Consider the following 13,157-nt stretch of genomic DNA (forward strand, 5'->3'; position numbering starts at 1 on the left):
ATCACTTCACAATTTGAGTTAATTTGCCGCTCTTGTATAGCTCAGCCATCTTCTCTAAAGAAATTGATTTGATTTTGGATGCTTGACCAGCAGAACCAAAAGCTTGAAAACGCGCAATGCATACCTTCTTGGCAGCTTCACGAGCGGGCTTCAAATAATCGCGTGGATCAAACTTAGTTGGATTTTCAATTAGGTAACGGCGAATCGCACCAGTCATCGCCAAACGGATATCCGTATCGATATTGATCTTACGAACACCGTTCTTAATGCCTTCTTGAATCTCTTCAACAGGAACGCCATAAGTCTCTTTCATATCGCCACCAAATTCACGAATCTCAGCTAGTAACTCTTGGGGAACGCTAGAAGAGCCATGCATTACTAAATGCGTATTCGGAATACGAGCATGAATTTCTTTGATGCGATCGATTGCCAAAATATCGCCTGTTGGCTTTTTTGTGAACTTATATGCCCCATGGCTAGTACCAATCGCAATAGCCAAAGCATCGCATTGGGTTGCCTTCACAAAATCAGCAGCTTGTTCCACATCAGTCAGCAACTGCTCGCGCGTCATCTTCCCATCGGCACCATGACCATCTTCTTTATCACCCTGCATAGTCTCAAGTGAGCCCAAAACACCGAGCTCAGCTTCAACCGTAACCCCAATAGAGTGAGAAAACTTTACTACTTCTTTAGATACGTCAACGTTGTACTCATAGCTAGCAACGGTCTTTCCGTCTGCTTCTAATGAACCATCCATCATTACGCTAGTAAAGCCACTCTTGATCGCAGCCATACATACTGCTGGGCTTTGACCATGGTCTTGGTGCATCACAACTGGAATATGGGGGTAAGCCTCAACCGCAGCAGAGATCAAATGACGTAAGAATGCTTCACCAGCATATTTGCGGGCACCTGCTGAAGCCTGCATGATGACTGGAGAGTCGGCTTCATTCGCCGCTTCCATAATCGCCGTTACTTGCTCTAAGTTATTCACGTTAAATGCTGGCAGGCCGTAACCGTTTTCAGCAGCATGATCCAAGAGTTGTCTTAAAGATACTAAAGCCATGATGTTCTCTTAATAAATAGTAATGAGGTTAAAAATAAATCTGTTTTGAATCTTTTTCAATGTGAATTACTTCACATGAATAATCTTGAGGGTATTGGTACCACCAGGCTCACCCATGGGCTCTCCTGAAGTAAGCACAACGGTATCGCCCTTTTTAACCGCGCCCGATTTTTTTAAGCAAGTCTCTACCTCTTGCAAAGCAGTATCACGATCTTTGGTGTAATCCAATCCTATCGGCGTGACATTACGATACGTGCTTAAAGCGCGCTGGGTTGCGATCTTAGAAGTAAGCGCAAAGATTGGCACATGAATATTGTGGCGACTCATCCAAATCGCGGTTGATCCGGAATCGGTCAAGGCTGCAATTGCGTCTGCATTTAAATGATGGGCAGTAAACAAAGCACCCAAAGCAATCGTTTGATCGATACGCGTAAAGGTCTGATCTAAGAAGTCAGTATCAAGCTTTACAAGATCAGATTTCTCCGCCTCCACACAAATCTCTGCCATCGCTTTGATGGTCTGCACTGGATACATGCCGGCAGCAGACTCAGCAGATAACATCACCGCATCAGTGCCATCCAATACGGCATTAGCAACGTCACTCACTTCAGCACGCGTTGGCACTGGAGCATTAATCATGGACTCCATCATTTGCGTAGCAGTAATTGTAAATTTATCCGCTTCACGCGCCCACTTAATCATGCGCTTTTGCAAAGCAGGTACTGCAGCATTGCCAACCTCAATAGCAAGGTCGCCACGAGCAACCATAATGCCGTCACTCTCAGCAATAATGCTTTTCAGCGCTTCGGGTTCTATCGCCTCTGCACGCTCTACTTTAGCAATCGTCCTAACTTTACCAACCCCATGCTTAGCGCTTGCAGCGTCTGCCAGCTTACGGGCATAGGCCATATCAGCACCATCTTTGGGAAAGCTGATTGCTAAGAAATCAACGCCCATAGCAATCGCAGCATCTAAATCGGCAATATCTTTTTCAGTCAGTGCGGGCGCAGTCAAACCGCCGCCAGCACGATTGATACCTTTGTTATTGGAGAGTGGCCCACCCTGCTCAACGATGGTAAAAATCTCTCCGCCCTTAACGCTCTCAACGGTAAGAACAACTAAACCATCATTCAATAAAAGACGGTCGCCAGGTTTTACATCGCCTGGGAGCTCTTTGTAATCAAGACCTACTTTAGTTTGATCCCCGAGCTCACAAGCTACGTCCAGAGTAAATTTATCGCCTTCTTTTAGAAGAATTTTGCTATCGACAAATTTACCGACACGAATTTTAGGGCCCTGTAAGTCAGCCATGATGCCGACTTCTTTGCCAGCTTCAGCGGAAATTGTGCGCACTAAGTCATGACGCGCCTTATGGTCGGCAACAGTGCCGTGAGAGAAGTTCATCCGCACAACATCTACACCAGCACGGATCATGTCACGCAAGATTTCAGGCTTTTCGGAAGCAGGCCCTAAGGTTGCAATGATCTTTGTTGCTCTCAACATATTTATTCTTTCGCTCTTTCAGCAAGTACTGCAAAGGCTGGCAAGGTTTTGCCTTCTAAAAATTCTAAGAACGCACCACCACCAGTTGAGATGTAATCAACTTGATTCTCAATACCGTATTTCGCAATTGCTGCCAAAGTATCGCCACCACCAGCAATAGAAAATGCAGGTGAGTGTGCAATAGCTGCAGCTAACATCTTGGTGCCACCGCCAAATTGATCAATTTCAAATACGCCCAGTGGGCCATTCCAAACAATAGTGCCGGCATGAGCGAGCATGATCGATAAGCGTGCAGCGGTCTTTGGACCAATATCCAAAATCATGTCATCTTCTGCCACCTGATCAGATGGAACACGGTTTGCGCGGGCCAACGGAGATAATTCATTCGCAACCACAACATCTTCTGGAATCGGAACATGGGCACCACGCTTTTCCATGATCTCCATAATCTCTCTAGCCTCATTAACCAAGTCAGGCTCAGCAAGTGATTTACCAATAGGTAAACCTTTAGCTAGCATGAAAGTATTCGCAATGCCACCACCAACAATCAGCTCATCCACCTTTTCTGACAAGGCTTTCAGAATGGTGAGCTTAGAAGAAACTTTAGAGCCAGCAACAATCGCCACCAACGGACGTTTTGGACTGGCTAATGCACGACTCAACGCATCTAATTCAGCAGCCATCAAAGGACCGGCGCAAGCGACTGGCGCAAACTTGGCTACACCATATGTAGTAGCTTCAGCGCGGTGAGCGGTGCCGAATGCATCGTTTACATAGACATCGCACAAGGCAGCAATCTTTTTAGCTAACTCGTCACTATTCTTTTTCTCGCCAACATTAAGGCGGCAGTTTTCGAGCAACACAATCTCACCAGGATTTACTTCAAATCCTCCATTCACCCAATCACTAATGAGTGGAACTTTGCGATTCAGTAAGTTGGCAATGCGATCAGCAACAGGAGCCAAACTATCTTCTGGTTTAAATTCCCCTTCGGTTGGACGCCCCAAATGGGAGGTCACCATCACAGCTGCTCCAGCATCCAAACACATTTGTACTGCCGGCATCGATGCCCGAATGCGAGTGTCTTCGGTAATGTTTCCAGCTTCGTCTTGAGGAACATTGAGGTCGGCACGGATAAATACCCGCTTACCCTTTAATTGACCTGATTGGGCTAATTCGCTTAAACGCTTAACTTTAAATAAGGAATCCGGCATGAGTTTGGGTAAATAAGATGGTTTATGGGGAATGCTCCATTCTAAAGGCTCTGGCCCAGCTACCTCTAAGGATCGGAGCCAACAGACTGCCCTGCCTGCTCTACAATAAGGACTTAAATGCATTCTGGGCCCAGTGCCCCGCTTAAACCGCTTTTACAGATAATTAATAGACACAAAAGGTAAAGAAAATGTCGATGTCCGACCGCGATGGCTTTATTTGGACTGATGGGAAGCTAATCCCTTGGCGTGAGGCTAACGTTCACGTGTTAACCCATAGTTTGCACTATGGAATGGGCGTTTTTGAGGGTATCCGAGCCTATAAAACCCCCCAGGGAACCGCTATTTTCCGCCTCCCGGAGCACGTAAAGCGCCTTTTTAACGGCACCAAGATCTTCCAAATGAACATGCCTTTTAGCCCTGAAGAGATCACCAAGGGCATTATTGAGGTGGTCAACAGCAATAAGCTCGAAGCCTGCTATATCCGCCCAATTATCTTTATTGGCTCGCAAAAGCTTGGAATCTCCCCAAAAGGTAACAGCATCCACACCTCGATAGCCGCCTGGGAATGGGGTGCCTATTTGGGTGAAGATGGCCTAAACAAGGGTATTCGGGTTAAAACCTCCTCATTTACACGCCACTTTGTTAATTCTTCATTGGTTCGCGCCAAGGCATCTGGCTACTACATCAACTCCATTTTGGCCAATCAAGAAGTAACCGCCAATGGCTACGATGAAGCTTTATTGCTTGATACCGAAGGCTATGTTTCTGAAGGCTCAGGTGAAAATCTCTTTATGGTTCGTAACGGCATCGTTTACACGCCAGATTTGGCTTCATGCTTAGATGGCATTACCCGTGATTCCGTTATTCAGATCGCAAAAGATTTGGGATATGAAATTCGCGAAAAACGCATCACACGTGATGAAGTCTATTCTGCTGATGAAGCATTCTTTACCGGCACTGCCGCTGAAGTTACCCCAATCCGTGAATTGGATGACCGCACAATTGGCGACGGTAAGCGTGGCCCGATCACTGAGAAGATTCAGAAGACGTATTTTGATGCGGTTTATGGCAGAAACGATCAGTACAAATCTTGGCTCACTTACGTTAAGTAATGCGTTAAGTTATTTCAGTAATTAGGAAACAGCACATGACTCAAGCTCAGGTTGTAATGGTGGATGGCAAAGATTTGCCGCTGCACTGCCCCACTAATAAAACACCAGCATGGAACTCGCATCCACGAGTTTTCTTAGACATTACTGAAACCGGTGAAGCCAAGTGCCCATACTGCGGCACTGAGTACAAACTCATTCCCGGCACTGAGCCACACGGTCACTAAGCCTTATCAGCACCTCTTCTTGAGGTGCTGAGTCGGGATGCATTACATGCACGGTATTCTGATCATTGCCCCAAACTGGATTGGGGATGCTGTAATGACTCAGCCATTGCTGGCATCGCTCAAAGAACAATATCCAGAAGCAAACATTGATGTTCTAGCGAGCACTTGGGTAGCCCCAATTTATCGCGCTTGCTCTGAAGTACATGAAGTCATTGAAGCGAAGTTTGAACACAAAAAATTACAGTGGGACCTTCGTAAACAACTAGCAAAAAAGTTGGCGACAAAAAAATATCAAGCCTGTTTTGTATTACCTAATAGTCTTAAGTCAGCGCTCATTCCTTGGCTTGCTAACATTCCTTTTCGAGCTGGCTATCGCGGAGAATTACGCTTTGGTCTCATTAATGTAGCGCTAGGTAATCCAAGCAAAGTAAATCGCCCGCCAATGGTCGAGCACTATCTTGCATTAAGCCAAGCCCTCAATCAAGAGCAGGCAGTAGCCACGGCAATCGATCTCACTCCAAAGTTAAATGTATCTGCTGCTGCAAATCATTCAGTACAGGCCAAATTACTCAGCGCCAATATTGATACAGCCAACATTTATGTGATGTGTCCCGGCGCCGAATATGGCCCAACCAAACGCTGGCCAAGTAGTCACTTTGCACAATTGGCGCAAAAACTCATTGCCAGTAATCCACATAGTCAGATCATTCTTTTGGGAAGCAAAGGTGATCATGCGCTTGCCCAAGAAATCCGCTCCCAGACCAAGCAAGATGCCCCCATACATAACTGGTGTGGAGATACCTCGCTGGATGAAGCGATTGCCCTGATTGGTATGGGCAAAGCGGTCATTAGCAATGACTCGGGCTTAATGCATATTGCAGCAGCCCTCAAAACTCCTCAAGTTGCCATCTTTGGATCAAGCGACCCAGCACATACTCCGCCATTGTCAGATAAAGCCAAGGTAATTTGGCTCAACCTGCCTTGCAGCCCATGCCATAAAAAAGAATGTCCACTGGGTCACTTAAAGTGCTTAAACGACATCTTGCCGGAACAAGTATTCGCTACACTGAATACCTTGCAGCCATAACCTAGGAACAGTAAGCTATGACCAAACTTGCCAGACTCTTTCACAATGCAGATGAAGTTGTAGAGGCGTGGCGAGATGCACTACGTCATCGCGATGTTCAGGGTGCCCTAGATATTTGGTTGGATGATGACTCGATCACCTGCGTTCTTCCAGAAGGTCATCGCCTGACTGGTCATGCAGAAATTCGAGAGGGCTTAGAAAGGCTACTTGCCAAGCAACCTTTATTTTTAGAGCCTATTGCTTGTATTAGTCACTCGGTCTTAGGTGCTGCTGTATATGACACAACCGAAGCAGTACACCTGCGAGCAGATCAAGTTGAAGCAGAATTTTTTCTCAATATCACGCTCGTGCTACTGCAAGATAGTCAGGGTTGGCGTATTGCACACTTACATGCCAGCCACTCTACCGAAGACACTTTCGACGCTCCTTCTACGCCTCACGGCCTGCATTAAGCATCATGGATGATCAAGTACTTCGGTCACTGATGAAGTGGCCAAATGTGCCTGATTGCTATGGCTGGCTTGCCTTGGATCGTCGCGGTCAATGGCGTATGCGAGATGAGTTCACACAACTCAACAATCTCCCAGGTCAGGTAATTGAACACACCGCTCTGAAAGAATTTATCGCTCGTAACTATGCCTGTGATGCAGTTGGCAGATACTTTTTTCAGAATGGGCCGCAACGCGTTCATATAACACTAGCTGCTACTCCTTGGATTGTAAGAATTCTTCCTAGCAACAAAGGTCTCAATTTTATTAACCAATGCCATCAAAATATGGATCCAGCTGGCGCACTGAGTGATGAGAAGGGCAATATCTATATTGCCGGAAACCTAAATCAAATAATTTATAACAGCAGCGATCGTAAGAACGGTCAATTTACTGAGCGCAATAGTCAAACAATCGCTTTGTTGCATGATCACGATTTAGATCAGTTTTCTGGGCTAGCCAAGTTACATGAAGAAGCTTGTAGTTTTGGGGGGTCATGGGTTTGGCAAGGAAAACAATTGCCCTTGGACCCCATTCACTCTGAGGAGCTTGCTTCCCGCTTCCACTACATAGCAAAACCACAGCCTTAACCCGGAGCTTTTTTCCCTTGCTCTTTGAGCTCATCGTAATACTGCCTTTGCATTTCACGCAAACGCGCATCAATACTAGAGCCTTGATAAAAATCGGCGCCACCGGCAGCGCGAGCAATTCTCAACTGCTCAATTGCTGAGGGCCAAGCGCCCTCTAAGGCATATTTTTCACCGAGAGCGTAATGTCGCATAGGGATATTCTTGGCCTGATCATAGGATTGAGAAAGCAAGGTCCACCAAACAATTTCATCGGGCTGAGATCTTGTACGAGCCTTTAACCATGTAATGGCATCATTGGTGCGACCTAGTTTTAGCTCAGCATTAATCATGGCAGCGCCAGCGGCATAAGACTGGGGATACGCGCGTAATGTAGCTTGGGCAATTTGTAATGCTTCTTCGCCCTTTCCTTTTGCTAAGGCTAGCTCTGAGGCAGTGATGTCTAGAGATAGGCTTTGTCTTTGGATGGGCGATCCCGGTGCGCTTGCCTTCTGAGCCAAATTGCGAGCTTGTTGCAAATCAGCCTCTGCCTGGTCAATTTTTCCTTGGCGTTGCGCTATTAATGCCAGCCCATAGAAGCCTTCTAATTGCTTGCCAATTGGTTGTTGCTTACTGTAGCTCTCAAAAGTATTTTTCAAGTCATACATTCCGCTAGATGTACCTGATTGTTCCATGCGAGCTCGTGCTTTGATGAAATAAAACTCGACAGAAGTTGGGACGTTACGTGCCCCTACGGTCCTAGCTCTATCTTGCATATCTGCAATACGATCTGTTGTTAAGGGGTGGGTTCGAACATAGCCAGGCACCCCTTTATCCATAATCCCGGTAGCTTTTTGCAGGCGCTGGAAGAATCCTGGCGCACCATTGACATCGTATCCACTTGCATCCAGAATCTGAAATCCAATACGATCCGCTTCACGCTCCGCATCACGGGAGTATGACAGCTGGTTATTCACTGCAACCGCTTGACCGCCCTGCATTAGACCGGCAGCAGCAGAAGGATTGCGGGAAGCTGCTAAAGCCCCCAGAACCATGCCTGCCAATGCAATCATCATATTGGTGGTTTGCTTATCCATTTGACGTGCCAAATGGCGTTGCAATACGTGACCAGTCTCATGCCCCATCACTGATGCAACCTCAGAATCAGATTCAGCACTCACGATCAGTCCCGTATGAAAGCCAATAAATCCGCCAGGCAATGCAAACGCATTAATACTGCTATCTTTTACAGCGAAGACTTCAAAGTTATAAGCGCCACTTCCCTGCTCATTTGCGCCCCCAAGTTGCAACTTTCTAGCAGCTTGCAAAAGACGGCGCTCCATTTGATTTAAAAAATCATAGAGTGGTAAATCATTTGAATAATCGGGATCCGGACGAATCTGGCGCATGATCATTTCGCCATACTTGCGTTCATCCATTCTGCTTAAGGCATCTCCGCCAGGATCGCCCATGTCAGGCAAAATAATCGTTGGCTGACTTTGCATAGAGTTACGTGTAGGTGCATTAGCGGGACGCGCATCAGGCGACTGCATTGCCCTACCGATATTCTGAATGGCGGCTGAATTACCCTCAACAGACACGTCCCCAGCAGGAGTAGCTGCATATGCAGGAAATCCAGAGCAAGCCAGCCCGACCATCAGCTGAACGGCTAAAGCACGGCGCAATAAAGAGGTTTTTGTAACGGACTTTATGTCTTGCATCTCTATATGGTAAAACTTATCCCATGAACAAACTAACTCATTTTGACGCAAGCGGGCAAGCCCACATGGTAAACGTAGGTGATAAGCCTAACACCCACCGCATAGCCATCGCCACCGGCAAAATCACCATGCTGCCAGAAACCTTCAAAATGGTAGAAGTAGGCACCCATAAAAAGGGTGATGTCCTAGGTATTGCCCGAATTGCAGGCATTCAGGCATCAAAAAGAACATCAGACCTTATTCCTTTATGCCATCCATTGGCGCTGACTCACGTTAGCCTGGAATATAAAAGCAATCCCCAAGAAAGTAGCGTCACCTGCCAAGTCAGAGCAGAGACTACAGGACCAACAGGCGTTGAGATGGAAGCCCTCACTGCAGTCCAAGTAGCCCTACTGACAATCTACGATATGTGCAAAGCAGTAGACCGAGGCATGGTCATGGGTGATGTGAAGCTACTTGAGAAGAGTGGCGGGAAGTCTGGAGAATGGAAATCTTCCTAAAGACCTTGGGACTGATTAATCTAATAAAAAGCCGCTTCGTGAGCGGCTTTTTATTAGAAATTTTACTTACCTATTCTGCATTCCGAAGGCAATAACTGAGGAATTAAATTTGTTTCAGTAGATCGACATGACCAACCGCCCGCCCAGGTTGCACCTTCTGGTTTAGATAAATCAATAGGTCTAGGAGAATTGGCATCAGGCTCATTTGTTGGTACTAAATGAAGTGTATTTTTACCGTCAGGCGCTACACTCACTTGATAGTCAATCGCAATAGCACCTGATGTAGTGATTTCAATTAACTTCACACTGCGTGTTGGCGTAAATGTAAATGATCCATGCGTTGCTTCATCCATAGGAACAGTCCCGCGACTTGCAAAAGCTTCCGTCACTGCAAGCTTGGCACTAGAGGACAAATTCATGCCTTCCACAACCCGACTTCTAGCAATGTAATCTTGGTATTGTGGCACTGCCACTGCAACCAAGATACCAATGATGGCTACAACGACCATCACTTCAATCAAGGTAAAGCCCGCCTCTTGATTGCTATTTGTATTTTGAGTATCTCGAATATCTTTACTGTGCTTCTGCATCTTCTAATTCCCCCATGTGAAATACTCAATCATCTAATTTTACGCGGCCACTCACAAGGGAATGAGTAACAAAAAAGCCGGCATATTGAGCCGGCTTTTCTGATTTAACGCGGAGAAATTACGCAGCTTCTTTATTCTTCTGCTTCTTTTTAAGATAAGTGCCAACTAAAAGTACGATAGCAACCCCAATACCCTCAAAAATCATATGCGCATCTTCAAAGGCAGCCTGCATAGAGTCTTTGATTGCAGGGTCTTCAACTAACATTCCGCCTGCAAGCAAGCCCAATAAGCCAGCCCCCAAAGTAATGATGATCGGGAAGCGATCCATCACCTTTAAAAGCAAAGCGCTCCCAAAAATAATCAACGGAATAGATAAACCCAAGCCAACAATGAGTAACACCAAGCGAGTTTCTTCTGGACCTTTTTGAGCAGCGGCGGCTACTGCCAACACGTTATCTAGACTCATAACTAAGTCAGCTACCAAGATAGTGCGAATCGCGCCCCAAATATTTGGATGCGCTTGCATATCTTCTTCTTCACCGCTATCAGCCAAAAGCTGAACGCCAATATAAAGCAACAAAATAGCGCCAACAATCTTGAGATACGGCAATGTCAATAATTGAACTGCGGTAATAGTGAGGAATACGCGCAAAATAATCGCGGCAGCACTGCCCCAAAAAATGGCTTTCTTCTGCTGTACCGGTGGCAAATTACGTGAAGCGAGCGCAATCACAACTGCGTTATCACCAGACAACAAAATATTCGCAACAATAATTGATAAAAGAGCGGCCCAGAATGCCGGTCCAGAAAATATTGATAAATCCATCTTGTCTCCTACGTTTTTTATGTTTTCACAACTATTTGCTACCAAAAAAGGATGCTGAATAAACAGCATCCTTTTTCTTGCGGCTAATTACAACATGGCCTTCAACAAAGCAGCCATTTCTGATGGGTTCTTTGTTACCTTGAAGCCACACTCTTCCATAACGGCAAGTTTGGCATCTGCAGTATCAGCACCACCAGAAATCAACGCACCTGCGTGACCCATACGCTTGCCTGGAGGCGCTGTTACACCCGCAATGAATCCAACTACAGGCTTCTTCATATTGTCTTTGCACCAGCGAGCAGCTTCAGCTTCATCTGGACCGCCGATTTCGCCAATCATAATGACAGCGTCAGTCTCTGGATCTTCATTGAACATTCTCATGATGTCGATGTGCTTCAAACCGTTGATTGGGTCGCCACCGATACCAACTGCTGTGGACTGACCTAAGCCAATGGATGTCAACTGACCAACAGCTTCATAAGTCAATGTACCGGAACGGCTAACAACGCCAATGCGGCCTTTCTTATGAATATGACCAGGCATGATGCCGATCTTGATTTCATCTGGAGTAATGATGCCAGGACAGTTAGGGCCTAGTAACAAAGTTTTCTTGCCACCAGCAGCCTCTTTAGCATGCATCTTGTTGCGTACTTCAAGCATGTCACGCACTGGAATGCCTTCAGTAATACAAATCACAAAGTCGAGGTCAGCTTCAACGGCTTCCCAAATCGCAGCAGCTGCACCAGGAGGCGGAACATAAATTACAGAAGTAGTTGCACCAGTTTGCTGAGCTGCTTCTTTAACTGTTCCGTAAATTGGAATATTAAAAATGGACTCGCCAGCTTTTTTAGGATTTACACCAGCAACAAAACAGTTTTTGCCGTTTGCGTATTCCTGACATTTTTCAGTATGAAACTGACCGGTCTTACCAGTAATTCCTTGTGTAATGACTTTGGTGTTTTTATTGATCAAAATAGACATATCGAAATTCCTGGATTATTTGTTTTTGGCAACAGCAGCAACTACCTTAGTAGCAGCTTCAGCCATTGAATCGGCGCTAATGATTGGCAAACCAGAGTCTGCAAGAATCTTCTTGCCCAACTCTTCGTTTGTACCCTTCATACGCACAACCAAAGGTACTGTCAGGTTTACTGCTTTACATGCAGTAACAACACCATCAGCAATCACGTCGCAACGCATAATGCCGCCGAAGATGTTTACCAAAATTGCTTCGACGCTCTTGTTCTTGAGCATGATCTTGAATGCTTCGGTTACTTTTTCTGCGGTAGCACCACCACCAACGTCTAAGAAGTTTGCTGGCTCGCCGCCGAACAACTTAATGGTATCCATCGTAGCCATTGCTAGACCTGCACCATTCACTAAACAGCCAATATTGCCGTCCAATGAGATGTAAGCAAGATCAAATTTAGAGGCTTCGATTTCAGCAGCATCTTCTTCGTCGATATCACGGTACGCAACGATCTCTGGATGACGGAACAATGCATTTGGATCAAAGTTGAACTTTGCATCCAAGGCCTTGATCTTGCCGTTACCTTCAAGAATCAATGGGTTGATTTCAACCAATGAAGCATCGGTATCCCAGTATGTCTTGTACAAGTTTTTAAATACGTCACGCGCCATTGGAATAGACGCCTCTGGAACGCCAATACCTTTAGCAACAATGTCGCAATCCGTATCTGTCAAACCAATCATTGGATCAACAAATACTTTGATAATTTTTTCTGGATGGGATTCTGCAACTTCCTCAATGTCCATACCGCCTTCGCTAGAAGCCATGATCACATTCTTTTGTGTGCCACGGTCTGTAACGATGCTGAAGTAATACTCTTTTTTAATGTCCGCGCCATCTTCGATCAAGAGGCGATTAACTTTTTGACCATTTGGACCAGTTTGATGGGTCTTGAGCTGCATTCCCAAAATTTCTGAAGCATATTTCTTCACCTCGTCCATGCTTCTAGCCAATTTCACGCCGCCGCCTTTACCGCGACCACCCGCATGAATTTGCGCCTTCACTACCCACACCGGACCACCGAGTTTTTCAGCAGCCTTCACTGCCTCATCAACACTAAACGCAGGGATGCCATTAGGGACTGGCACATTAAATTGGCGAAGAAGTTCTTTGCCTTGGTACTCGTGAATTTTCATAATTACTCCGAAACGGTATCTTTTTTAGCAAGTGATGAGGATTAGTAAAACCGATGTTGCCTTGATCCCATACTTACTCTAGAAATAGCTAAAT

Annotated in this window: 14 protein-coding genes; 6 read left to right on the forward strand and 8 right to left on the reverse strand. The window is 45.8% G+C overall.

Going from position 1 to position 13,157, the window contains the following annotated elements; genetic code table 11:
• Position 1: 1 nt before the first annotated feature.
• The 3 genes from fba to ICN36_RS00410 form a co-directional block, all read right to left on the reverse strand.
• Positions 2–1,066: a class II fructose-bisphosphate aldolase gene (gene fba, locus ICN36_RS00400; protein WP_216226478.1), complete on the reverse strand. Its 1,065-nt coding sequence runs from the start codon at positions 1,064–1,066 to the stop codon at positions 2–4.
• A gap of 66 nt (positions 1,067–1,132) precedes the next feature.
• Positions 1,133–2,569, reverse strand: a complete 1,437-nt coding sequence (pyk, locus tag ICN36_RS00405) for a pyruvate kinase (RefSeq protein WP_216226479.1) — start codon at positions 2,567–2,569, stop codon at positions 1,133–1,135.
• Positions 2,570–2,571: 2 nt separating this feature from the next.
• Entirely contained in the window at positions 2,572–3,783 is a 1,212-nt protein-coding gene (locus ICN36_RS00410) for a phosphoglycerate kinase (RefSeq protein WP_216226480.1), read from the reverse strand.
• Between the two features lie 188 nt (positions 3,784–3,971).
• Between ICN36_RS00410 and ICN36_RS00415 the strand changes: the two genes are divergently transcribed.
• Genes ICN36_RS00415 through ICN36_RS00435 form a run of 5 tightly spaced genes read left to right on the forward strand, consistent with a single transcriptional unit; the run spans position 3,972 to position 7,284 of the window.
• Complete coding sequence (locus ICN36_RS00415) at positions 3,972–4,895, forward strand: branched-chain amino acid transaminase (protein WP_216226481.1); 924 nt, start codon at positions 3,972–3,974, stop codon at positions 4,893–4,895.
• A 35-nt stretch (positions 4,896–4,930) separates the two neighbouring features.
• Complete coding sequence (locus ICN36_RS00420) at positions 4,931–5,119, forward strand: zinc-finger domain-containing protein (protein ID WP_072582777.1); 189 nt, start codon at positions 4,931–4,933, stop codon at positions 5,117–5,119.
• A gap of 46 nt (positions 5,120–5,165) precedes the next feature.
• Positions 5,166–6,206, forward strand: a complete 1,041-nt coding sequence (gene waaF / locus ICN36_RS00425; protein WP_216226841.1) for a lipopolysaccharide heptosyltransferase II — start codon at positions 5,166–5,168, stop codon at positions 6,204–6,206.
• 17 nt (positions 6,207–6,223) lie between these two features.
• Complete coding sequence (locus ICN36_RS00430) at positions 6,224–6,658, forward strand: nuclear transport factor 2 family protein (RefSeq protein ID WP_216226482.1); 435 nt, start codon at positions 6,224–6,226, stop codon at positions 6,656–6,658.
• A gap of 5 nt (positions 6,659–6,663) precedes the next feature.
• Positions 6,664–7,284, forward strand: a complete 621-nt coding sequence (locus ICN36_RS00435; protein WP_216226483.1) for a DUF2946 family protein — start codon at positions 6,664–6,666, stop codon at positions 7,282–7,284.
• On the opposite strand, the gene ICN36_RS00440 is transcribed toward ICN36_RS00435, so the two are convergent.
• Positions 7,281–8,981 carry a M48 family metalloprotease gene (locus ICN36_RS00440; protein ID WP_216226484.1) on the reverse strand — a complete coding sequence of 567 codons (1,701 nt, stop codon included), beginning with the start codon at positions 8,979–8,981 and terminating at the stop codon, positions 7,281–7,283. The genes ICN36_RS00435 and ICN36_RS00440 overlap by 4 nt on opposite strands.
• 23 nt (positions 8,982–9,004) lie before the next feature.
• Between ICN36_RS00440 and moaC the strand changes: the two genes are divergently transcribed.
• Positions 9,005–9,481: a cyclic pyranopterin monophosphate synthase MoaC gene (gene moaC, locus ICN36_RS00445; RefSeq protein WP_216226485.1), complete on the forward strand. Its 477-nt coding sequence runs from the start codon at positions 9,005–9,007 to the stop codon at positions 9,479–9,481.
• Positions 9,482–9,543: 62 nt separating this feature from the next.
• Here moaC and ICN36_RS00450 read toward each other — a convergent pair whose 3' ends face one another.
• The 4 genes from ICN36_RS00450 to sucC all read right to left on the reverse strand — a co-directional run bounded on the left by ICN36_RS00450 (position 9,544) and on the right by sucC (position 13,063).
• Positions 9,544–10,071, reverse strand: coding sequence for a pilin (locus ICN36_RS00450; protein WP_216862007.1), 528 nt, complete (start codon positions 10,069–10,071; stop codon positions 9,544–9,546).
• A gap of 118 nt (positions 10,072–10,189) precedes the next feature.
• Positions 10,190–10,897: a TerC family protein gene (locus ICN36_RS00455; RefSeq protein WP_216226486.1), complete on the reverse strand. Its 708-nt coding sequence runs from the start codon at positions 10,895–10,897 to the stop codon at positions 10,190–10,192.
• Positions 10,898–10,984: 87 nt separating this feature from the next.
• Positions 10,985–11,878 (reverse strand): succinate--CoA ligase subunit alpha, encoded by an 894-nt coding sequence (sucD, locus tag ICN36_RS00460; protein ID WP_215347738.1) that lies wholly within the window; start codon positions 11,876–11,878, stop codon positions 10,985–10,987.
• 15 nt (positions 11,879–11,893) lie between these two features.
• Positions 11,894–13,063 (reverse strand): ADP-forming succinate--CoA ligase subunit beta, encoded by a 1,170-nt coding sequence (sucC, locus tag ICN36_RS00465; protein ID WP_216226487.1) that lies wholly within the window; start codon positions 13,061–13,063, stop codon positions 11,894–11,896.
• Positions 13,064–13,157 lie beyond the last annotated feature (94 nt).

It is taken from the genome of Polynucleobacter sp. UK-Gri1-W3 (assembly GCF_018881595.1).
In the GTDB taxonomy this organism is placed as follows: domain Bacteria; phylum Pseudomonadota; class Gammaproteobacteria; order Burkholderiales; family Burkholderiaceae; genus Polynucleobacter.